The organism is Proteus mirabilis HI4320 (genome assembly GCF_000069965.1).
In the GTDB taxonomy this organism is placed as follows: Bacteria; Pseudomonadota; Gammaproteobacteria; order Enterobacterales; family Enterobacteriaceae; genus Proteus; species Proteus mirabilis.
Map to the genome: position 1 here is coordinate 3,887,193 of NC_010554.1, position 22,260 is coordinate 3,909,452.

At 38.6% G+C, this 22,260-nt stretch carries 18 protein-coding genes; 14 read left to right on the forward strand and 4 right to left on the reverse strand.

The window, feature by feature from the left end:
• The first annotated feature begins 7 nt into the window (after positions 1-7).
• The 7 genes from PMI_RS17705 (at position 8) to PMI_RS17735 (ending at position 6,361) form a co-directional block, all read left to right on the forward strand.
• On the forward strand, positions 8-1,753 hold the full coding sequence (locus PMI_RS17705; RefSeq protein ID WP_012368799.1) for an acetyl/propionyl/methylcrotonyl-CoA carboxylase subunit alpha: 1,746 nt from the start codon (positions 8-10) through the stop codon (positions 1,751-1,753).
• Positions 1,754-1,912: 159 nt separating this feature from the next.
• On the forward strand, positions 1,913-2,710 hold the full coding sequence (locus PMI_RS17710) for a sulfite exporter TauE/SafE family protein (protein WP_012368800.1): 798 nt from the start codon (positions 1,913-1,915) through the stop codon (positions 2,708-2,710).
• 92 nt (positions 2,711-2,802) lie between these two features.
• A complete protein-coding gene (hxsD, locus tag PMI_RS17715) occupies positions 2,803-3,078 on the forward strand; it encodes a His-Xaa-Ser system protein HxsD (protein ID WP_026164624.1) in 276 nt (91 codons plus the stop codon).
• Positions 3,075-4,463 (forward strand): His-Xaa-Ser system radical SAM maturase HxsB, encoded by a 1,389-nt coding sequence (gene hxsB, locus PMI_RS17720; protein ID WP_012368802.1) that lies wholly within the window; start codon positions 3,075-3,077, stop codon positions 4,461-4,463. The genes hxsD and hxsB overlap by 4 nt, the downstream gene beginning before the upstream one ends.
• Entirely contained in the window at positions 4,456-5,565 is a 1,110-nt protein-coding gene (gene hxsC, locus PMI_RS17725; protein ID WP_012368803.1) for a His-Xaa-Ser system radical SAM maturase HxsC, read from the forward strand. Before hxsB ends, hxsC begins: the two co-directional genes overlap by 8 nt.
• On the forward strand, positions 5,562-6,110 hold the full coding sequence (gene hxsA / locus PMI_RS17730; RefSeq protein ID WP_012368804.1) for a His-Xaa-Ser repeat protein HxsA: 549 nt from the start codon (positions 5,562-5,564) through the stop codon (positions 6,108-6,110). Before hxsC ends, hxsA begins: the two co-directional genes overlap by 4 nt.
• Before the next feature lie 20 nt (positions 6,111-6,130).
• Positions 6,131-6,361: a hypothetical protein gene (locus PMI_RS17735; RefSeq protein WP_004245434.1), complete on the forward strand. Its 231-nt coding sequence runs from the start codon at positions 6,131-6,133 to the stop codon at positions 6,359-6,361.
• 31 nt (positions 6,362-6,392) lie between these two features.
• On the opposite strand, the gene PMI_RS17740 is transcribed toward PMI_RS17735, so the two are convergent.
• Entirely contained in the window at positions 6,393-6,833 is a 441-nt protein-coding gene (locus PMI_RS17740) for a PACE efflux transporter (RefSeq protein WP_004245432.1), read from the reverse strand.
• A gap of 110 nt (positions 6,834-6,943) precedes the next feature.
• Here PMI_RS17740 and PMI_RS17745 point away from each other — a divergent pair, with 110 nt between their 5' ends.
• The gene (locus PMI_RS17745) at positions 6,944-7,846 is read left to right on the forward strand and encodes a LysR family transcriptional regulator (protein ID WP_004245431.1); all 903 of its coding nucleotides are present in this window, start codon (positions 6,944-6,946) and stop codon (positions 7,844-7,846) included.
• Here the strand turns inward: PMI_RS17745 and narL are convergent.
• Both narL and narX read right to left on the reverse strand, forming a co-directional pair.
• On the reverse strand, positions 7,843-8,496 hold the full coding sequence (narL, locus tag PMI_RS17750; protein WP_012368806.1) for a two-component system response regulator NarL: 654 nt from the start codon (positions 8,494-8,496) through the stop codon (positions 7,843-7,845). The two genes, PMI_RS17745 and narL, sit on opposite strands and share 4 nt — an antisense overlap.
• Position 8,497: 1 nt before the next feature.
• Complete coding sequence (narX, locus tag PMI_RS17755; protein ID WP_012368807.1) at positions 8,498-10,327, reverse strand: nitrate/nitrite two-component system sensor histidine kinase NarX; 1,830 nt, start codon at positions 10,325-10,327, stop codon at positions 8,498-8,500.
• Positions 10,328-10,621: 294 nt separating this feature from the next.
• Between narX and PMI_RS17760 the strand changes: the two genes are divergently transcribed.
• The 6 genes from PMI_RS17760 (at position 10,622) to PMI_RS17785 (ending at position 20,383) form a co-directional block, all read left to right on the forward strand.
• The gene (locus PMI_RS17760; protein ID WP_004245428.1) at positions 10,622-12,013 is read left to right on the forward strand and encodes a NarK family nitrate/nitrite MFS transporter; all 1,392 of its coding nucleotides are present in this window, start codon (positions 10,622-10,624) and stop codon (positions 12,011-12,013) included.
• 55 nt (positions 12,014-12,068) lie between these two features.
• Entirely contained in the window at positions 12,069-15,830 is a 3,762-nt protein-coding gene (locus tag PMI_RS17765) for a nitrate reductase subunit alpha (RefSeq protein WP_012368808.1), read from the forward strand.
• Entirely contained in the window at positions 15,830-17,383 is a 1,554-nt protein-coding gene (narH, locus tag PMI_RS17770) for a nitrate reductase subunit beta (protein ID WP_004245426.1), read from the forward strand. The genes PMI_RS17765 and narH overlap by 1 nt, the downstream gene beginning before the upstream one ends.
• A complete protein-coding gene (narJ, locus tag PMI_RS17775; protein WP_012368809.1) occupies positions 17,383-18,108 on the forward strand; it encodes a nitrate reductase molybdenum cofactor assembly chaperone in 726 nt (241 codons plus the stop codon). The genes narH and narJ overlap by 1 nt, the downstream gene beginning before the upstream one ends.
• The gene (narI, locus tag PMI_RS17780; RefSeq protein WP_012368810.1) at positions 18,105-18,782 is read left to right on the forward strand and encodes a respiratory nitrate reductase subunit gamma; all 678 of its coding nucleotides are present in this window, start codon (positions 18,105-18,107) and stop codon (positions 18,780-18,782) included. The genes narJ and narI overlap by 4 nt, the downstream gene beginning before the upstream one ends.
• Before the next feature lie 407 nt (positions 18,783-19,189).
• On the forward strand, positions 19,190-20,383 hold the full coding sequence (locus tag PMI_RS17785; protein WP_004245423.1) for a lactate oxidase: 1,194 nt from the start codon (positions 19,190-19,192) through the stop codon (positions 20,381-20,383).
• Between the two features lie 76 nt (positions 20,384-20,459).
• On the opposite strand, the gene eptB is transcribed toward PMI_RS17785, so the two are convergent.
• Positions 20,460-22,151, reverse strand: a complete 1,692-nt coding sequence (gene eptB, locus PMI_RS17790; protein ID WP_012368811.1) for a kdo(2)-lipid A phosphoethanolamine 7''-transferase — start codon at positions 22,149-22,151, stop codon at positions 20,460-20,462.
• Positions 22,152-22,260 lie beyond the last annotated feature (109 nt).

Below are 22,260 nucleotides of genomic sequence, written 5' to 3' on the forward strand. Positions count from 1 at the left end.
GCCACTCATGATAACAACTAACCAAAAGCAACGAGTGAAGCATCGAGTGTTGATTGCTAACAGAGGTGAAATCGCAGTTCGTATTATTCGTGCTTGTCAGGATTATGGTGCAACGTCCATTGCTATTTATGCAGATGATGATATAGATGCATTACATGTGCGTCTTGCAGATGAAGCCTATGGTTTAAAGGGTAACTCACCGAAAGAAAGTTATTTAGCGATAGATAAAATCATTGAAATTGCCCATAAAAGCAAAGCCACCATGATCCACCCTGGTTATGGCTTCCTTTCTGAGCGAGCTGATTTCGCTAAAGCGGTACAGCAAGCGGGACTCCTTTGGATTGGCCCAGATCCACAGACTATCGAAGTATTAGGGGATAAAGTTCAAGCGCGTAAAATTGCACAATCCGTAGGTGCACCATTGGTGAATGGTACTGCTGATCCGGTTAGTGATGCTAAAGAGGTTCTGGATTTTGCGAAACAGTATGGCTTGCCTATCGCCATTAAAGCGGCATTTGGTGGTGGTGGACGAGGCCTAAAAATTGCCCATCATATGGCAGAAATTGAAGAGCTTTACCATTCAGCGGTAAGAGAAGCAGTAACCGCATTTGGTCGTGGTGAATGCTATGTTGAGCAATTTCTTGATAAGCCTCGCCATATTGAGGCACAAATTATTGCTGATAAATTAGGCCATGTCGTGGTAGTTGGTACACGAGATTGTTCATTACAGCGCCGTAATCAAAAACTTATTGAAGAGGCCCCTGCCCCTTATTTAACTGATGAACAACGGCAACGTATTCATCAATCAGCAAAAGACATTTGTGCTAAAGCAGGTTATATCGGTGCGGGGACGGTAGAATTTTTATTGAGTGCGAACGGGACAATCTCTTTCCTTGAAGTGAATACACGTCTACAAGTAGAGCATCCGGTGACTGAAGAAACAGCCGGTATTGATTTAGTGATTGAACAATTGCGTATTGCTGAGGGATTACCGTTAAGTATTAATGAAACCCCTGAGCCTCGTGGCCATAGTTTTGAGTTTAGGATCAATGCAGAAGATCCGGCAAAAGGTTTTTTACCCACCCCCGGTTTAATTAGCCAATTTAGTCAACCGGCTGGGCCGGGCGTTCGTGTTGATAGTGGTGTGGCGGAAAATGACCAAGTATCACGTCAATTTGATTCAATGATGGCAAAACTTATTGTAACAGGGGCAAGTCGTGAACAAGCCATTGCGAGAGCGCGACGAGCTTTAGCTGAATTTAACATCGCAGGCGTAGCCAGTGTATTACCTTTTCATCGCAAAATGATGGAACATCCTGATTTTATTGATAACTTCAGTGTTCACACTCGTTGGATTGAAAGCGATTTTCAAGCACAAAAAAGTCATTTTCCTCGTAGTATACCAGCAGAAAATGAACCACTAGTGCGTACCTTTATTGAAATAGATGGTCGTCGTCATCAATTAGCGCTACCCGCACAATTACTTTCTCTCTCGGCCGTTATACCCACGGCTATTAGCGAGCACAAAGAGTGTCAGGTGCGGGAAAATGCGGTCACTGCACCGATTTCAGGGATATTACATAGTTGGTTATTATCCGATGGTGATAAAGTCAATCAAGGGGATGTTATTGCCATTATGGAGGCGATGAAAATGGAAGTACAGGTAGTTGCTACCTGTCATGGTGTATTGCAGCAAAAGGCGAAATCCGGTGACTATTTTTCAGCAGACAGTCTATTAGCTGAGATTAACTAGCTGAGTTATCAAACTATTATCGAGTAAGCCTCTTAGCAATAAGAGGCTTTTTTATAATAACCGTCTTTATATTCTTATTTGTTATATCTAATTCCTTTTGGTTATAAGTTATTTTGCTTATAATCGAAACTGAATATGTTTTCTACAAAAGGAAATTAGATGCTGCTGGTCACTCAACTCCTTATTGGTTCTGCGATAGGTTTAGTTATCACCACAACGGGAGTTGGGGGTGGTGTTATCTTATTACCTGTGCTTATCTATTTATTTGGAATGAATGCATTAGCAGCAGTGGCGACCGCTAATTTATTATCGATGTTAATGAAAATTTCCTCTTCTTATATTCATTTTCGTTTAGGAAATATTCCATTAAAACCAGCATTATTGATTTTAGGGATCATGTTTCCGGCCACATTTTTAGCCAGCTATGGGGTAACCTGGTTGGGATCACAACCTCAATATTATGAGCAGGTTGAATTAGGCATTAATATCCTGATGATTGTGGCGATTATCTTTTCAATGTTCCTTTTTTTACAACGAATATTCAAAAAATCCACATCATCACATCCGTTATCATCATTGGCACCTAGCTCATCAATTCCTCTGAATTCTCTTTTTGTTCCCGGTATGAGTGCCGGATTTGTCTTAGGGGCAACGGGGGTTGGTGGAGGATTGGTTGTCTTACCCGTGCTTATGCGTTTTGCACAAATGAATATTAAGGAAGCGATCGGTAGTTCTATATTTATTACTACAATTTTGTCAGGTGGCTCTGCTATTGCTTATAGTGCTGGTGGCTATACCGATGTGCATACGGCCATCATTCTTTGTTTAGGATCACTTATTTCGATTCCTTTAGCGCGCTATTTACTGGTGTATTTATCTGAGCGCTTTTTTCAATATTTAACTCTGTTATTTATTCTGATCAGCATCATTATGATGAGTTGGAAACTAATATATTGAATAAAATAAGAAAAAATTTTTTCTCATTTATTAATGACATTAATAGGACAAAAATATAAAATATTCTTATGAATTTCGATGGGAAGATAAGAATGAGAGATATTATATTAGATAAAGCCATTTATTCTCAGTGGGTTATAAGAAATTCTTTATATTGGATGTCTATTTATAGTAACTGGCTTCTAGAAGAAACTGATGAACAATGGAAAATAACATTTAAAAATAATGATGAATCAGTATTGTTTGAATTTAATAAATTGCTGAATGATTATATTTTAAGAGAAATAATAGAATTAAAGACAGGAAAATTTAGAGAATCTGTTATTAATAAAGTACTTGCAAGTATGAATGAAAGGTTAATTACATGAAACTATTGCCATTTAATTTTGAATTAATTGATGAAAATAAGTATTTTATCAGTAATTTGGCAGGGTTTAGCCATGTCTTAAATCAGATGGATTTATCTAATATTATAGATTTTGGTAAAAGTAATAATGATAACTTAAATAATATACTTAGGAATAAGTTATTTATTACTAATGATGATATTCAACTTTCTGAAATGATGATAGCATCGGGTTTGGGAAAAAAATTAATGTCAGAGATGACATTTTCTCCGATATTTATGATTGTTCCAACATTACGCTGTGATCATACTTGCAAGTATTGTCAAGTTAGTAGAGCCTCTATAAGTGCACAACATTATGATTTAGATGAGAAGAATATCCCTAAAATAATTTCATTAATAAAAAGAATATCAAAAAAAAACTATAAACTAGAGATTCAAGGTGGTGAGCCTTTAATAAGATTTGATTTAATCAAAAAAATATATAATGAGGCAGTATTCCAACTTGGTCAAGAGAATATTGAGTTTGTAATTACTTCAAGCCTTTCATTACTCACAGATGAAATGATTGAATGGTCAGAAGAAAAACCTGTAATCTACTCAGTATCTTTAGATGGGAATGAATATGTGCATAATAAAAACAGGATATTACCTACAAAGAACTCATTTCAAATAATCACAGAAAATATAAAAAAACTACAACATAGATTAGGTCGCGATAGAGTTTCAACAGTTACTACAGTAACAAAGGAATTGCTTCATAATCCTCAATCACTGATTGATGCTCATTTTGAATTAGATGTATTTGATCTTTTTATTAGGCCTATAAGCCCTTATGGATTTGCTGAGAAAAAAGAAAGCTACACAATATCTGAGTATATTAATTTTTATGAAAAATTATTAGATATTATTTTCGAGGAAAATAAAAAAGGGCTTCCTTTTGTTGAGCATTCTGGTGCTATACATATAAAAAGATTATATAATCCTGGTTTTTGTGGGTATGCTGATTTAAAATCCCCTAGTGGTATAGTATTTAATAGCTTATTATTCAATTATGATGGGAAAGTATATGGAAGTGACGAATTAAGAATGCTTCAGCAGGTATACTCTGATATTGACTTTTCTTTAGGTGACTTTGATTCGTTATCATTTAATAAAAACACTATCTATAATAATTTACTTTCTAATTCATTTAACATGCTACATGTTGGTTGTGAAACTTGTGCTTTTCAGCCATATTGTGGCGTTGACCCTTGTCAAAATATCAGTTTATTTGGTGAGCCGGTTGGAAATAAAAGTCTTTCACGATTTTGTCTTTATCATAAAGGGATGTTTAAACTACTAGTAAAAAAAATTGATGAAGATAATGCAGGGGCTACATTACTAAAAAGTTGGATTTATGCTTGAGGTTATTAGGAAAGATTTATTCGATATTAGAAGTAAATTAGACAATGGCTACTATCAAATATTTAAAGATAGACTGGTAGATCCTACATTCTATTTAGATAATATTCTTGTTCAACAAGAAGGAAAGATTTTATCGTCGACACTCTGTAACGGTGCAAAATATATAATAGCAGATAGTGAACTTTATAATAGTATTGAAAATGGTGATATTATATCTGTTTCAAATAGTAGAATTAGAGTTATTTTATCTCGCAAGGCAAATCATAATACGTTACTTGTTACTGAGCGTTGTAATAATTTATGTCAATTTTGTTCTCAGCCCCCTAAAAATAGAGATGATTCTTGGCTTTTAGATGATGCTCTACTTGCGATTGCTGCTTTTAATTTCGATGGTGTTATTGGAATTAGTGGTGGAGAGCCTTTACTTTATGGCAATAAATTTATTGATTTTATTAGAGAAATAAAAAGATTGGCACCGAGGACAGTTTTACATGTATTAACGAATGGGCGAAGGTTTTCTGATATTTATTTTACAAAGAAATTATTATCTGAAGCAAAAGATATGAATATTTCATTTGGGATCCCTCTTTATTCATCTCATAAAGAAATTCATGATGAGTTAGTTGGGCATAATGGTGCATATGAAGAAACAATTATGGGAATAGTAAATGCAGGTAATTTAGGCATTAATATTGAATTGAGAATAATCCCAACAAAAATAAATTATCTTCACTTTCATAATATTGTTGAATTATGTGCTAGAGTGTTCTCAAATATTAATCAAATTTCTATTATGAATCTTGAACCCGTTGGGTGGGCTAAAAAAAATTGGGATAATTTATATATCTCACCTGATAAATATATAGAAAATCTGAATCTTGCTATCAACATGGCTGATATTAGTCAATTACCTATAGCTTTATTTAATTATCCTTTATGTCATTTACCTAATAGTTTATGGAAATATACTATTCAATCTATTTCTGATTGGAAGAATTATTATCCGAATGAATGTGACCAATGTAAAATGAAGAGTCATTGTGGTGGATATTTTAGTTCTTCATATGGAAAATATCATCAAACAGCGAGGGCGATATTATGAAAAAGTGGAGTTTAGCAGCACTATTACCTGGTTTTTTAACGTTAAATAGTCAAGCTGTTGCTAGTTCAACAGGGCTACCTAATTCTGAATTAACATTTGAACCTGAAGATCTCGTGTTTGCTCCTTTAAATACAGAAACACCGTTTTATATAGCAGGGCATAGAAGCCATAGTTCTCATCGAAGCCATCGTAGTCATAGCTCTCATCGCTCTTCATCTGGGGGAGGATATTATCGAAGTACCCCTTCTACACAAAGTTATTCTCAACCACAAACAACCAATAGAACAACTTCTAATTTATCTAATAATGATTTTTCACAAGCAGTTAAGAATTCTAATGTTAATCAGGAACAAAAAAAGCGCCTGATAATGAGGGTACAATATGCCCTATTTGAAAGACATTATTTTAATGGGATCATTGATGGTATTATGGGGCCAACAACACGTCAATCTATACGTAACTATAGAAGAGATGCAAAATTACCCGCTAATGTATTAATTGATGTAGATTTATTAAATTCATTGGGAATTTATGCAACTTATTAAAAGTATCAATGGTAATAATCATGAACATTAAAGTCGGCGATGAGTTTTTGGTTTATATGGCATTGGGTGAAGAGAGCTATATGAAGGAATATTATCGTGTGTTGGAGTTAGATAGCGCATTATCACAAGTGACCGGTAAATTGCTAAGAAGGACGACGGCAGATGATAAAAATATTGGGTTAGGGCGCTGTGAATTAGAAGGTGGGATTGAACAATTTGCGTTAGAAGATATTTATCCAATAGAGAAGTGATCGAAATAACGATCACTTCTACATCACTTTATTAAGCAACAGGCACATCTTCGGGTAATGCTGATTTTGGTAAGCCAAAAATTTTGTCAAATACCCAGTTATAGACAAATGTATAGCAAGGGATGATGATAATAAGTGCAAAATCCATCACCAGTGCTTGCCATAATGAAACCCCTAGCCACCAAGCTATCAGCGGAATAAGGTAAACCACCAACGTAAGCTGAAAACCTACCGCATGAGCAAGACGGCGTCTAAAGGTGCGAATTCTCGACTTTTGTCGACTCTCCCAAAATTCAAATAAACAGTTATAAATAAAATTCCAACTTACCGCGATAGTGGTAATAATGAGTGCGAGTGGCCCCGTAACAGCGGTTGAACTATCGGCTAAAAGCGCCAGTCCTACCGATGAGATAACCCAACCAAATACTTCATAAGCGGTAACATAGACAATTTTTCGCTTAATACCTTGCATGATACTCTCTTTTTTTGTGGATCAGTGTGGTTAAGCATCGTAAGATAAATCAGTAATAGTGACAGAAAAAGTTAGCTAATATCAATTTAACTGAAACATCAGGAGTGAACATGCAGTTCTCAAGTGAACATATCGCGATATTTTTAGCCGTTATGGATAAAGGCTCTTTTTCTGCGGCTGCGCGTTCATTAAAACGTGTTCCTTCTGCGGTCAGTATGGCGATTGCTAATATGGAGGCTGAATTAGGTTATGCGCTGTTTGAGCGTTCATCGAGAGAGCCACGGCCAACAGAAAAAGCTAAAGCACTTGAACCTCACGCCAGAATGATTGCTGAGCAATTAAAGCTATTACAGGTTCATGCACAAGAGCTTTCAATGGATCTGGAAAGTATATTAAATATTGGTGTCGCGGCAGATATTAATCCCGATTATTTATTACCGGCATTATCTGAGTTAACACAGCGTTACCCCTTACTAAAAGTGAATGTAGTAACCGCGGCGCAAGATGACATTATTGAGATGCTGCACGCACGTAAAATCCAATTATGTCTCGTGTATGGTGGGTTATACGTCAATGGCGATGAACAATTTCAATATTTGGGCTCTGAGTCATTAGTTGCCACAATTTCGGCAAGTCATATTGCACTTGCTCACCCTGCAGGGGTATTTATTGAAGATTTAGTGAATGTAAGACAGATAATGATAGCCAGCCATACTCAAGAGATAAGAGATGTACGCTCTTTAGTGGCGACTAATTACTGGCAAACAGATAACTTTCAAATGGCATTAGGTATGGTTGAAGCGGGGATGGGCTGGGGGAATTTACCTTATTCGCTGATTTATACGCAGTTACAAAAGGGAAAATTAAAACAACTGCAATTTAAAAATACTAAAAATGAATTGCGCTTACCGGTACATGCAATGTGGTTAAAAGGCGAGTCACTACAAAAAGGGGCAAAGGAATTGGTGGAGTTAATGAATATTCACCAACCCATTGTGCCCAATTTTGATTAATCCACACGTTGTTGATGAACCCAAACCGCGACTTCAACACGAGATTTTAATTTCATCTTTTTGAGTAGATGTTTGACATGTACTTTAACGGTACTTTCAGTAATATCGAGTTTACGTGCGATCATCTTATTGGATAGCTCTTGTGCTATCAGCTTTAAAATATCGCGCTCTCGTGGGGTGAGTTGGTCTATATCCCGCTCACTTTCAGAACGATCTTCTCGCAGTGACTGCGCTAAAATGGGGGTTAATGTTGGGCTAACCACCATTTTCCCTGCGGCTGCTTGTTTTAAAGCGGCTAATAGCTCTTCTGGCTCCATGTCTTTTAAGAGATAGCCATCCGCTCCTCGTTTTAAGGCGGTGATCAGATCATCACTGTAGTTTGATACACTAAACACAACGATCCGCCCAGAGAGCGATCGTAATCGCAATTGATCGAGTGTTTCAAAACCATTCATACCCGGCATATTGAGATCGAGTAGGATTAAATCAGGATCTAACTCTTCAGCTAATTTTACCCCTTGAATACCATCGCCAGCTTCACCAACGACAGTTAATGTTGTATCAAGACTTAAAAGTTGTTTCACACCATTGCGTAACATCGGGTGATCATCAATTAATAAAATAGTCGCTTTGTCTGCGACTGCTCCCATATTATTCATTATGATTTGCTCCCTTTTCGATAGGATCTTTATGGGTAGTGATTAACGGAAATGTGACAAATACTTGCGTTCCACCTTCTTTGCGAACCCTTATACTATAAGAGCCATTCAGACTATTCGCGCGTTCACGCATAATAATCAGTCCGTAGTGATTTATCTTTTCGGGATTAGGCGTAATACCTTCACCATTATCATTAATTTGCAGTTCAACGATGCCATTATTAAGTGTTAATGCGACTTCAGCCCAGTTTGCATTCGCATGTTGCAGAATATTATTTAATGCTTCACGAACAATTTGCACCACATGAATACTTTGATGTGAATTAACACATTTTGCAGGTAACTGATAATCAAAATGGATAGCAAACCCTAAACGTTGATTAAATTCATTTAGTGTATTTTCTAATGCGGCTAATAAGCCAGGCTCTGTCAATTTCAAGCGAAATGTGGTCAGTAATTCTCTTAACTGACGATAAGCCACATTTAGCTCTTCTCGCATCTCTTTTAGTAGTTTTTGACAGTTATCTGGCAAGGTTTCCGATTGCATTTGTAGATAACTGACCTGCATTTTTAAACATGATAGCGATTGAGCAATCGAATCATGTAATTCACGTGCAATCGCTGAACGCTCATCCATTAATAATAGCTGTTGTTGCTGTTCATTTTGTTGCTCCATGGCAAGCATTGCGGAAATTTGCTTAGTCAATAAGAGCATTAAATTATTCTGTTCGTCAGTAAGTACACTATTTTCCGGTAACTGCATTACGAATAAACCGTAGCGATGGATCTGATCGGTCAATTCCCAATGTAATAAGCGATTATTTAACGGTGTAGTGATGTTGGCATCTTCATTGCAACGCTCACAGTCTGGCGTTGGACAATATTCAGGGCGTGAGGAAGGGGCTAAGCTTATCTCATTAAATAATGTATGTTGATTATCTTCATATAGACGGATCTGCAAATAGCTATCAGGAATAATATGCTGTAGCTCTGCAAGGATCTGCCTTAAGCGAGCGCAAAGTGGCGCTTGGGAATGCAGTTGTTGACTTGAGTGATAAAGATAAGAGAGAACCTTATTTTTCTGTTGTAAATCATGGGTCTTTTCAATGACTCGTTGTTCTAATTCACTGTAGAGCGTCGATAGCTCTTCTGACATGGTGTTAAGTGCAATTCCTAGGGTGGCAATTTCATCATGGTGAGGACGAGGCCGAAAACGAGTTGAAAAATCACCATGTCCAATAGAATTAGCCATGGACATCAATTGTTGCCAAGGCAGTAATAAGCGACGACGAAAATGCCAAACAGAACCAAACAGCAGTAATAAGGTAAGAGCGGTAAAGATAAGTTGAGTATAAGCGACTAGGCGGATTTTTTGTTCAGTAAGTTGGTCAATACTTGATACTAATGTATCGAGTTGAGAAACAAAAAAGATAACTTCTTGTTTCGCATCATTAGGCTGTTTGGCTGCTGACAAAGTCGGTTTTAATGTCTCTTTCCAGTAATGAGTCAGTTGTACATATTGTGATTGCAGTGATGAGGTGCTTAATACTTGACGTAACTCTTTACTATCTAAATCATTTTCTAATTCTTGTAGATAATCACGGTGCTTATCATCAAGGGGTAAGGCTGAGAGTAAACGATAGCTTTGCATGCGCAGTGAGCCGGATTTATTAATGGCGTGGGCATTGCCTTGTACGCTTAAAATAATGTGGTTAGAAATAGCCATACCTACCACACCAAATAGTGTGAAAAGCAACATTAAAATAGCGATTTGATTAATAATTGAAAAGCGATAATGCCATTGAATGTTGTGCATTTTCATGATGTATTCCCAGTTTGATCTGGTCTATCTTGCCTTAAAAAACCGCTAAATAACATATACTCCAAAGGGAGTACCTCTAAATATCTAAGTATTGTAATGTGTTTAATAAAGAGTAAGTGATTTTACCTAATTTATTGATTTACATTTAAAATAGTCACGTAACCCTATTAATACTTAGGTATAAAACATAGATTTAGATGAAAAATCAAACAAAATCTTGCTTGATGCAGATCATGACTCGCAAACCCATCTCACCGTAAAAAGAAGCCAATTTAACCGTTAACCGAGGTTGTTATGGCACTTTCTCAACACCCAGAAAAAATGAAAAAAGGGGTGATCGAAAATTGGCATCCTGAAGATAAAGCTTTTTGGGAAAAAACTGGTCAAAAAATCGCATCGCGTAATTTATGGATTTCTGTTCCTTGTCTATTGCTATCCTTCTGCGTCTGGATGCTATTTAGTGCAGTCGCTGTCAATTTAAATAAGGTTGGCTTTAATTTTACCACTGATCAGCTATTTATGCTGACTGCTCTACCTTCTGTTTCAGGTGCGCTACTACGTGTCCCTTACTCTTTTGTTATTCCTATTTTTGGTGGTCGTCGTTGGACGGCTATTAGTACGGTATTTCTGATTATTCCTTGTCTCTGGCTAGGGTTTGCCGTGCAAGATCTCACGACATCTTATTCCACTTTTATCGTTATCTCTCTGCTGTGTGGTTTTGCTGGTGCAAACTTCGCATCGAGTATGGCAAATATCAGCTTCTTTTTTCCTAAAGCACACCAAGGCGGTGCATTAGGATTAAATGGCGGATTGGGTAACTTAGGTGTCAGCGTGATGCAATTAATCGCGCCTTTGGTTGTCAGTGTGGGCGTTTTTGCTATGTTTAGTGGCCCCGGTGTCGTTCAACCTGATGGCTCACGTTTATGGCTAGAGAATGCGGCGTGGATTTGGGTACCTTTCTTGCTTATCTTTACCTTTGCGGCTTGGTTTGGCATGAATGATCTGGCTGCTAATAAAGCTTCTTTAAGTCAACAGCTACCTGTTTTAAAACGTGGTCATCTTTGGTTACTCAGTATCCTCTATCTGTGCTCTTTTGGTTCTTTTATCGGCTTTTCTGCCGGGTTTGCAATGTTATCGAAAACCCAGTTCCCCGATATTGTCATTTTACATTATGCCTTCTTTGGTCCTTTACTTGGAGCATTAGCTCGCCCTGTGGGAGGTGCGCTATCTGATAAATTTGGTGGCATTAAAGTGACGCTTATCAACTTTATCATTATGGCTATTTTCTCAGTGCTCCTGTTCTTAACCCTACCGGAAAATGGTGCTGGTGGATCGTTTATTGCTTTCTATGGCGTGTTTATGGTGCTGTTTTTAACTGCAGGGCTAGGCAGTGGTTCAACATTCCAAATGATTGCCGTGGTATTTAGAAAAATCACTATTGATCGCATGAAGGCACAAGGGGCTTCAGATGAAGCTGCGCAAAAAGAAGCCGTAACAGAAAGTGCAGCTGCATTGGGTTTTATCTCTGCAATCGGTGCGATTGGTGGCTTCTTTATTCCTAAAGCCTTTGGTACATCCCTTGCGATGACGGGTTCACCTGCTGGGGCAATGAAAATCTTCGTTCTGTTCTATATCGCCTGCGTTCTGATCACTTGGTTGGTCTATGGACGTAAACACAATAAATAATAATGACGAATTATACGCAATGTGAGCGCGCTAACGCGCATTGGGAGAGTATCTGATGAGTAAATTTCTCGATAGATTCCGCTATTTTAAACAGCTTGGTGATACGTTTTCACAAGATCACGGGCAAGAGTTAAATGTTAATCGCGACTGGGAAAATAGTTATCGTAGCCGTTGGCAGCATGACAAAATCGTGCGTTCTACACATGGTGTTAACTGCACCGGATCATGTAGCTGGAAAATTTATGTTAAAAACGGCTTAGTAACATGGGAAACCCAGCAAACAGACTATCCACGAACTCGTCCTGATCTGCCTGATCATGAACCCCGTGGTTGTCCGCGTGGTGCGAGCTATTCATGGTATTTATATAGCGCTAACCGCGTTAAATACCCAATGGTACGTAAACGTCTGATCAAATTATGGCGTGAAGCCAAAGCGCAACACGCTGATCCAGTTGATGCATGGGCATCGATTGTTAATGCTCCCGAAAAAACGAAAAGTTATAAACAAGCTCGTGGTCGTGGTGGTTTCGTTCGCTCTTCATGGTCTGAAGTGAATGAAATTATTGCTGCCTCTAACGTCTATACCGCTAAAACTTTTGGCCCAGATCGTATTATTGGTTTCTCACCTATTCCGGCAATGTCAATGGTGTCTTACGCCGCCGGTGCCCGCTATTTATCTCTTATTGGTGGTGCTTGCTTAAGTTTTTACGATTGGTATTGTGATTTACCACCTGCCTCACCAATGACTTGGGGGGAGCAAACAGATGTGCCAGAGTCAGCTGACTGGTATAACTCTTCTTATCTGATTGCATGGGGTTCAAACGTACCTCAAACCCGTACGCCAGATGCTCACTTTTTTACCGAAGTTCGTTATAAAGGCACCAAAACGGTAGCAGTAACACCTGATTATGCTGAAATTGCTAAACTGTGTGACCAGTGGTTAAACCCAAAACAAGGTACAGATAGCGCCATGGCAATGGCGATGGGACACGTTATTCTTAACGAATTCCACGTTAAACGCCAAACTGAATACTTTAGTAACTATGTGCGCATTTACACTGACATGCCAATGTTAGTGATGTTAGATAAGCATGATTCTGGCAAATTAGTTGCGGGTCGCATGCTACGTGCCGCTGATTTAGTGAACAATCTCGATCAGGAGAAAAATCCAGAATGGAAAACCATTGCTATTGATGAGAAAACACAGCAATTGGTCGCTCCTCAAGGTTCAATGGGTTTTCGTTGGGAAGGCGCTGCCAAATGGAATCTAGAGCCTAAAGACGGTAAGAGTGGCGAAGAAGTCACTTTACAATTGGGTCTTTTAGAAAATCATGATGATGTGGTTGACGTTGCATTTCCTTACTTTGGTGGCATCAAGAGTGAATACTTTGAAGGTGTTGCCCTTGATGATGTTCTCGTTCATAGACTGCCAGCAAAACGCATTACTCTTGCCAATGGCGAAGAAAAATATGTCACTACCGTTTATGACTTATTACTGGCTAACTATGGTGTCGATCGTGGTTTAAATGATGAAAACTGTGCGACAAACTATGATGAGATCAAAGCCTATTCACCCGCATGGGCTGAACAAGTAACAGGGGTTAGCCGTCAAGATATTATCCGCATTGCACGTGAATTTGCTGATAATGCAGAAAAAACACATGGTCGTTCAATGGTGATTGTCGGTGCGGGCATTAACCATTGGTATCACATGGATATGACCTACCGTGGCATTATCAATATGCTTATCTTCTGTGGTTGTATTGGCCAAAGTGGTGGGGGGTGGGCTCACTATGTGGGACAAGAAAAACTGCGTCCACAAACAGGTTGGTTGCCATTAGCTTTTGGTCTGGATTGGCAGCGTCCACCTCGTCATATGAATAGCACGTCATTTTTCTATAATCATTCAAGTCAATGGCGCTATGAAACGGTATCACCGACAGAATTACTATCACCTTTAGCAGATAAATCACGCTTTAGCGGTAGCTTAATTGATATGAATGTGCGTTCGGAGCGTATGGGGTGGTTACCGTCAGCACCGCAATTAAACGTTAACCCATTGTCTATTACCAAGAAAGCTCAACAAGCTGGCGTCAGTGCAACGGATTATACCATTAATGCTCTGAAATCAGGTGAGATCCGTTTTGCATCAGAGCAACCGGATAATCCGCAAAACTTCCCTCGTAACTTATTTATCTGGCGTTCTAATTTATTGGGATCTGCAGGTAAAGGGCATGAATATTTACTGAAATATCTATTAGGGACGGAAAATGGATTACAAGGTAAAGATTTAGGTGAACAAGGCCAAGTTAAGCCACAAGAAGTGGAATGGCAAGATAAAGGCGGTGAGGGTAAGGTCGATTTAGTGGTGACTTTAGACTTTCGTATGTCAAGTACCTGTCTGTTCTCCGATATCGTGTTACCAACCGCCACATGGTATGAAAAAGATGATATGAATACCTCGGATATGCATCCATTTATTCATCCATTAACCGCCGCGGTAGATCCCGCTTGGGAGTCTAAAACCGATTGGGAAATTTATAAAGGTATTGCTAAAACCTTCTCTAAATTGTGTGTCGGTCATTTAGGGGTTGAAACCGATTTAGTGACACAGCCAATACAACATGACTCCGCGGCTGAAATGGCACAACCATTTGATGTCAAAGATTGGAAAAAAGGTGAATGTGACCTTATCCCGGGGAAAACTGCACCGCATCTTATTCCTGTGGAGCGTGATTATCCAAATACCTATGCTCGTTTTACCTCACTTGGGCCGTTAATGGATAAATTAGGTAATGGCGGTAAAGGGATCGGTTGGAATACACAGACAGAAGTTGATTTCCTGAAAAAACTTAATCGCGTTCGTCATGACGGTGTGGCAAAAGGGCGCCCGGCGATTGAAACCGCAATTGATGCAGCCGAAGTTATCCTCTCTTTAGCACCTGAAACGAATGGTCAAGTGGCGGTAAAAGCGTGGGATGCACTAAGTAAAGTAACAGGACGCGATCACACTCATTTAGCTAAAGTAAAAGAAGATGAGAAAATTCGTTTCCGCGATATCGTTGCTCAACCTCGTAAAATCATTTCAAGTCCTACATGGTCTGGTCTGGAAGATGAGCATGTCTCTTATAACGCTTGTTATACCAATGTTCACGAGATGATCCCTTGGCGTACTTTAAGTGGCCGTCAGCAGTTATATCAAGATCATGAGTGGATGCGTGCTTATGGCGAAAGTTTAGTGGTTTATCGTCCACCTATTGATACTAAGGCAATCGAAGCCGTGAAAGGTAAAAAACCGAACGGCTTCCCAGAAAAAGCGCTGAACTTCCTGACGCCTCACCAAAAATGGGGTATTCACTCAACGTATAGCGATAACTTACTGATGTTAACCCTCGGTCGTGGTGGCCCTGTGGTTTGGCTGAGTGAAGATGATGCTAAAGAGATGGGTATTAGTGATAACGATTGGGTTGAAGCATACAACAGTAATGGTGCGTTAACCGCAAGAGCGATTGTGAGCCAACGTATTCCTGATGGCATGATTTATATGTATCACGCACAAGAGCGCCAAATAAACCTACCAGGCTCTGAAATAACTGGAATGCGTGGCGGTATTCATAATTCCGTGACGCGTGTTTGCCCTAAACCGACCCATATGATTGGTGGATACGCTCAGTTGGCTTATAGCTTTAACTACTATGGAACTGTGGGCTCTAACCGCGATGAATTTGTTGTGGTACGTAAGATGAAACAGATTGATTGGCTTGATGGTGAAGGCGATGCTTATCAACAAACCCTGAATGGACAGGAGAAGGCATAATGAAAATTCGTTCACAAGTCGGTATGGTACTGAACCTCGACAAATGTATCGGTTGCCATACCTGTTCAGTAACCTGTAAAAATGTTTGGACCAGTCGTGAAGGTGTGGAATACGCTTGGTTTAATAATGTTGAAACTAAACCGGGTACAGGGTATCCGCAAAATTGGGAAGATCAAGAGAAGTGGAAAGGCGGCTGGATCAAAAATATTAAAGGTAAGTTAGTACCAAGAATGGGTAACCGTGTTGGGCTATTATCAAAGATTTTTGCCAACCCAGATGTGCCAGCATTAGATGATTATTATGAGCCATTTGATTATGACTATGAGCATTTAAAAAATGCACCAGAAGGCTCATTACCCACCGCACGTCCTCGTTCGTTGATAACAGGTCAGCGTATGACCAAGATCGAAAAAGGCCCAAACTGGGAAGATGATTTAGGGGGCGAATTTAGCAAACGTGCTGCGGATAAAAACTTCGCCAATATGCAAAAAGAGATGTATGGGCAGTTTGAAAATACATTTATGATGTATTTACCTCGTTTATGTGAACACTGCTTAAATCCTGCTTGTGTCGCGACCTGTCCAAGTGGTGCGATTTATAAACGTGCTGAGGATGGTATTGTGCTTATCGATCAAGATAAGTGTCGTGGTTGGCGCATGTGTTTAACAGGGTGTCCATACAAAAAAATCTACTTTAACTGGAAAAGCGGTAAGTCAGAAAAATGTATTTTCTGTTATCCGCGCATCGAATCAGGTCAACCAACCCTATGCTCAGAAACCTGTGTTGGACGTATTCGTTATCTTGGTGTGATGCTGTATGACGCAGATAAAATTTCACAAGCCGCCAGTGCTGATAATGAAAAAGACTTATACCAAAGTCAATTAGATATCTTTTTAGATCCCTTCGATCCTGAAGTTATTAAAGCTGCAGAAGAGCAAGGTATTCCATTAAGTGTGATTGATGCAGCCCAACGTTCGCCGGTTTATAAAATGGCGGTGGATTGGAAGCTGGCATTACCATTACACCCTGAATATCGTACTTTACCTATGGTGTGGTATGTGCCACCTCTGTCACCTATTCAATCTGCGGCTGATGCAGGAGTGTTGCCACATACGGGGGTATTACCGGATGTAGAAAGTTTACGTATTCCTGTCCAATATTTGGCTAACTTGCTGACCGCAGGCGATACAGCGCCAGTGTTATTAGCATTAAAAAGAATGTTGGCAATGCGCCATTATAAACGCGCAGAAACGGTAGAAGGTAAAACCGATTTGACAGCATTAGAGCAAGTGGGATTAACCGAAGCACAGGCACAAGAGATGTATCGCTATTTGGCGATTGCCAATTATGAAGATCGCTTTGTTATTCCTTCTAGCCATCGAGAGTTAGCAAGAGAAGCTTTTCCTGAGCGTAACGGCTGTGGTTTTAGTTTTGGTGATGGTTGTCATGGCAGCGAGAGTAAATTTAATCTGTTTAATAGCCATCGTATTGATGCCATCGATATCACTTCCAAAACCCCTCAAGATGAGCGCCGTTCTGAGGAGAAAATATGATGATCTCTTTGAAAGTTATTTCTCTGTTATTGGATTATCCCAGCGAAGATCTCTGGGAACATCGTAATGAGATCATTGATGCATTGCAGGAAGCTGACGAGCTTCCTGTCACGCAAGTCGCAAAATTAATGGCGTTTATTCGTGAACTCACGCAACAAGATCTGCTGGATGCACAAGCGAATTACAGTGAGATTTTTGATCGAGGTAGAGCGAGATCGCTATTGTTATTTGAACATGTACATGGTGAATCGCGTGATCGTGGTCAGGCAATGGTTGATCTGCTTAATCAGTATCAACAAGCAGGGATCACCTTAAGTAGTCGTGAATTGCCTGATTACTTACCTACTTACCTTGAGTATTTAACGCTATTGCCTACCGATGAAAGTATTGAAGGGCTTAATAATATTGCCCCTATTTTGGCATTGCTGAGTGAGCGTTTAAAACAGCGAGGCAGTGATTATCACGCTCTTTTTGATGTATTGCTTTGTCTCTCACAAAGTGAGTTAGACGCTTCACAACTGGCGGCTCAAGTAGAAAAAGAGCCTGTAGATGATACGCCGGCTGCATTAGATGCCGTATGGGAAGAAGAGCAAGTGACGTTTCTAGGTGAAAGTGCGCAATGTGGTAGTAACAATATTAGCCAGCATCAGCGACGTTTTGCGCAAGAAACGCCTGTTCAATATCTCAACGTCGGTAATTCGCTGGATATGGGAGCACAAAAATGAATTACGTTAATATGTTGTTTTTTGATATCTACCCCTATATTGCTGGTGCTGTTTTTCTTATCGGTAGTTGGTTACGTTATGATTATGGTCAATATACATGGCGTGCAGGCTCCAGTCAGATGTTAGACAAGAAAAACATGCGACTTGCTTCGAACTTATTCCATATTGGTATTATCGGCATTTTTGCAGGCCATTTTCTGGGGATGTTAACGCCACACTGGATGTATCAATCTTTTCTACCAATTGAATATAAACAAATTATGGCGATGGTTGGTGGTGGTACTTGTGGTGTATTAATGCTGATTGGCGGCATTATGCTGTTAAAACGTCGTTTGACGAATGTACGGGTAAGAGCAACATCGTCATTTGGTGACATCATGATCTTAACCTTGCTGGTTGTCCAAGTTGCACTCGGCTTATTGACTATCCCATTCTCTGCACAGCATATGGATGGTAGTGAGATGATGAAGCTGGTGGCATGGGCGCAAGCTATTGTGACATTCCATGGCGGTGCTTCGGCAAATCTTGAAGGTGTTGCACTTATTTTTAAATTGCACATATTCCTAGGTATGACGATTTTTTTATTGTTCCCATTCTGCCGTTTAGTTCATATTTGGAGCGTGCCAATTGAGTATCTAACGCGCCGTTACCAAATTGTTCGTAATCGACACTAAAGGTATTTTTCTCCTGAGTTGATTTGAGACTTTTAATTGCGCTTATCTCACCCCCGCCCGCGGGGGTTTTTTTTAACTTAAACAAATTTTTTGAATGCTTAAAGCAATAATCTTTAGATACATTATTTCCATAGTCAGCTTATACTCGCTTTTAACGACATCAAGATTATTTTTTAAAATGTCATTATGTTATTTAAATATCATGATATTTAAATAATTATATATATTTTCCTTAATGACCTAATTTTTATTAAGTTACATTTGATTTATTTAATTATTATATATTAAAAAATCAGAACGATTATTTTAAGTTTCTATAAAAATAGAGTTTATATTTATTCTTATAATCTGAGCGTTGTTTCTTAAACTATAAATATAATCCATTAATTCCTACATAGGGGGAGATAATGAAACATACATTGTTAAAAACGACTGCAATTGCTATGGCATTAAGTGTGGGAGTTGTGCAAGCGACTGAATATAAAGCGAGTACCGCAGAACATCCAATCAAAATAGTTAATTTAGATGCTCTTGAAAATCAAGTAAAAGAAAATATGGATAAAGGCGCTTTCGGTTATATTCGTGGTGGTGCTGAAGACGAAAATAACTTGCGTTCTAATACAAATGCATTTAATAAAAAATATATTATGCCTCGTGCATTACAAGGGATTGAATTTTCCGATCTGAATTTAAAAACAGAATTTTTAGGTATTAAATTAGATACGCCTATTATTCAGGCACCGATGGCAGCCCAAGGGCTTGCTCATCAACAAGGCGAAGTTGCCACAGCAAAAGGTATGGCGAAAGCGGGCTCTATTTTCTCATTAAGTACTTATGGTAATAAAACCATTAAAGAAGTCGCGCAAGCACAACCGGGTTATCCGTTCTTTTTTCAGCTATATATGAGTAAAAACGACGCGTTTAATCAGTATATTTTATCGCAAGCAAAACAGTATGGCGCGAAAGGTATTATTTTAACGGTTGATTCTCCTGTGGGGGGATATCGTGAAGATGATATTAAAAATAGTTTTCAATTCCCATTAGGTTTTGCCAATTTGGAAGCATTCGCCAAAATCAGTGATGATAAATCAAAAACAGGTAAAGGTTCGGGTATTAGTGAGATCTATGCTCAAGCTAAACAAGCATTTACTCCTGCGGATATTCAATATGTGAAAAAGATGTCAGGTTTACCAGTCATTGTGAAAGGTATTGAATCACCTGAAGATGCCGATACTGCAATTAAAGCGGGTGCTGATGCGATTTGGGTGTCTAATCATGGTGGTCGTCAGTTAGATAGTGCACCTGCAACCATTGATGTATTGCCAGCCATTGCCAAAGTCGTGAATAAACGTGTTCCTATCGTTTTCGATAGTGGAGTTCGTCGTGGCTCACATGTCTTTAAAGCGCTAGCGAGTGGTGCAGATGTTGTTGCTGTGGGGCGTCCAATTCTTTATGGATTAAATTTAGGCGGTGCTGAAGGTGTTAATTCAGTTATTGAGCAATTAAATAAAGAGTTAAGAATTAATATGATGTTAGGTGGTGCAAGAAACGTCAAAGAAATTCAAGCAACGCACTTGTATACAGATGCTGACTTTAAATAAGCCATTATTTTAATCTCAGCGAGTAAAAACCCCATGCTTAATCTTAAACATGGGGTTTTTATTGATTAGACACGACTTAATATGCTTCGCTAGCTATGTCACCAAAACAGAGATTATTTTGATTATTAATCCCCCCATCGGGTGATGAGTAACCTAGACAGCCTAATATCGAGTCAAAAATATTATGATGATAGAAAGTCCGGTTATTATCTTGATTTCGTTTGAGATTATCAAATAACTGTTTATTTTCAGGCTCAGCTAAATAGCTATCTGACATCCACACTAAGAAAGGCACTTTAAATTGTTCTGGTGGTGCAATTTCTTTTGGTGTGCCGTGTAAGCCACCTTTTTCTGAAATTGACTCGCCGTGATCTGAGGTATAAAACACAATGGCTTTTTTATCACGCAAGGTATTAAGTACACCATCAATAAAGTAATCAGTATAAAGAATAGAGTTATCATAAGCATTGATTAGCTGCTCTTTGGTGCACTCATCGTCAACGTTTAAGCATTCAGGTTGGTATTTTTTAAATGCGTTTGGGTAACGTTGCGAGTACATAAAGTGTGAACCTTTAGTGTGTAAAATCACTAAGTGGTTACCTTTAGAATAGTGAGCAACGGAATCTGCGACTTCGTTAATAAGCAAAGTATCATCTAATTCTTTGCCAAAATTACTATTTTTGGCGGTCATCATCTCTTTCATGGCATAGTTATCTAAATCAAGCTTATTGTAAAACCAAAGCTCACTTTGCATTGAAAAGAGTTCTGATGTCATTCCTAGCTGATGTAATACTGAGAAAATATTGTTCTCTTTTAACGTTCGCTGATCGTTATTTTCTGTACCGTTTTCACGCACAAACATACATTTTAGCGAAAGTTTTGTTGCTGTATCGCAAGAGATACCTTTCAGAGCAATCAGATTTTTTTCTTGGCTTAATAGGGGATTGGTTTGTCTTTCATAACCGAATAGCCCCATATGATCCCACCTTGCTGTCTCGCCAATAATAAAGACCACATAGACATCTTCATTGGCTTTTGACGGGATATAAGTAAAGTTATCCGCAGGATCAAAGATATTCTGGCTATTAAAGTGATCGTCGTACTGTGTTATCGCATATTGAAATAAAGGAATAATCCAGTTGGTCGGTAAATAGGCGTAACTTAAACCACCGCTGTAGCTTGGCAAATCTAAGTTATTCTTGATTTCATAGGCTTTTTGTTTCGAATCTAAGGTTTTTAGATAGGCAAATACCGCAAGAGCAATTACGAGCATTTTGACCGTATTTTTGATCCAGATTTTTTTCTTTTGCTGCTGAGTTATATTTTTTTCTGGTTTCTTACATAACCAAGTTAGCGCTAGGGGTAAAATAGATAACCCAATAATCCAAATAATCACATTAGGGCTAATCAGCTCTTTTGATAAATCGATATCTGTGGTGAGCGTAGAAATAATAATGCCATAGCCAATAACTACATCAAAGAAAGAGATATAGTAACTAGCACAAACACTAATGAGCAGAATAAAAGAAGCGACTATTTTAAAAAATAGTGTGCCACAAAAAGAAATAAGTCGTAATAAGAAGAAAGTAAAGGCAATGTTTACTGCAACTTCACCCAGTATATATAAACTTTCAATGAGGGAGTTGTGAGAATTCTGTGTGCCATAACGGCCAATGTAAACGGAAAGATTAAGAAATAAACCAATATAGACAGCTAAAAAAAGAGAAACTTTTTCTTTTGAAAATCGTAAAAACTTTAATTTTTGCATGTTGAGCTATTATCAAATTTTTGGGGTGTAGAGGTCTTTAAGACCGCATTGTTGTTTTCAGGTTCAGTATTATGGGCTTTTTTTTTATTGTTTTTCACCTTTTTTCTTG

Coding starts and splice junctions, on each gene's coding strand:
- PMI_RS17705 (WP_012368799.1), top strand. CDS start 8: ATGATAACAACTAACCAAAAGCAACGAGTGAAGCATCGAGTGTTGATT.
- PMI_RS17710 (WP_012368800.1), top strand. CDS start 1,913: ATGCTGCTGGTCACTCAACTCCTTATTGGTTCTGCGATAGGTTTAGTT.
- hxsD (WP_026164624.1), top strand. CDS start 2,803: ATGAGAGATATTATATTAGATAAAGCCATTTATTCTCAGTGGGTTATA.
- hxsB (WP_012368802.1), top strand. CDS start 3,075: ATGAAACTATTGCCATTTAATTTTGAATTAATTGATGAAAATAAGTAT.
- hxsC (WP_012368803.1), top strand. CDS start 4,456: ATGCTTGAGGTTATTAGGAAAGATTTATTCGATATTAGAAGTAAATTA.
- hxsA (WP_012368804.1), top strand. CDS start 5,562: ATGAAAAAGTGGAGTTTAGCAGCACTATTACCTGGTTTTTTAACGTTA.
- PMI_RS17735 (WP_004245434.1), top strand. CDS start 6,131: ATGAACATTAAAGTCGGCGATGAGTTTTTGGTTTATATGGCATTGGGT.
- PMI_RS17740 (WP_004245432.1), bottom strand. CDS start 6,833: ATGCAAGGTATTAAGCGAAAAATTGTCTATGTTACCGCTTATGAAGTA.
- PMI_RS17745 (WP_004245431.1), top strand. CDS start 6,944: ATGCAGTTCTCAAGTGAACATATCGCGATATTTTTAGCCGTTATGGAT.
- narL (WP_012368806.1), bottom strand. CDS start 8,496: ATGGGAGCAGTCGCAGACAAAGCGACTATTTTATTAATTGATGATCAC.
- narX (WP_012368807.1), bottom strand. CDS start 10,327: ATGAAAATGCACAACATTCAATGGCATTATCGCTTTTCAATTATTAAT.
- PMI_RS17760 (WP_004245428.1), top strand. CDS start 10,622: ATGGCACTTTCTCAACACCCAGAAAAAATGAAAAAAGGGGTGATCGAA.
- PMI_RS17765 (WP_012368808.1), top strand. CDS start 12,069: ATGAGTAAATTTCTCGATAGATTCCGCTATTTTAAACAGCTTGGTGAT.
- narH (WP_004245426.1), top strand. CDS start 15,830: ATGAAAATTCGTTCACAAGTCGGTATGGTACTGAACCTCGACAAATGT.
- narJ (WP_012368809.1), top strand. CDS start 17,383: ATGATCTCTTTGAAAGTTATTTCTCTGTTATTGGATTATCCCAGCGAA.
- narI (WP_012368810.1), top strand. CDS start 18,105: ATGAATTACGTTAATATGTTGTTTTTTGATATCTACCCCTATATTGCT.
- PMI_RS17785 (WP_004245423.1), top strand. CDS start 19,190: ATGAAACATACATTGTTAAAAACGACTGCAATTGCTATGGCATTAAGT.
- eptB (WP_012368811.1), bottom strand. CDS start 22,151: ATGCAAAAATTAAAGTTTTTACGATTTTCAAAAGAAAAAGTTTCTCTT.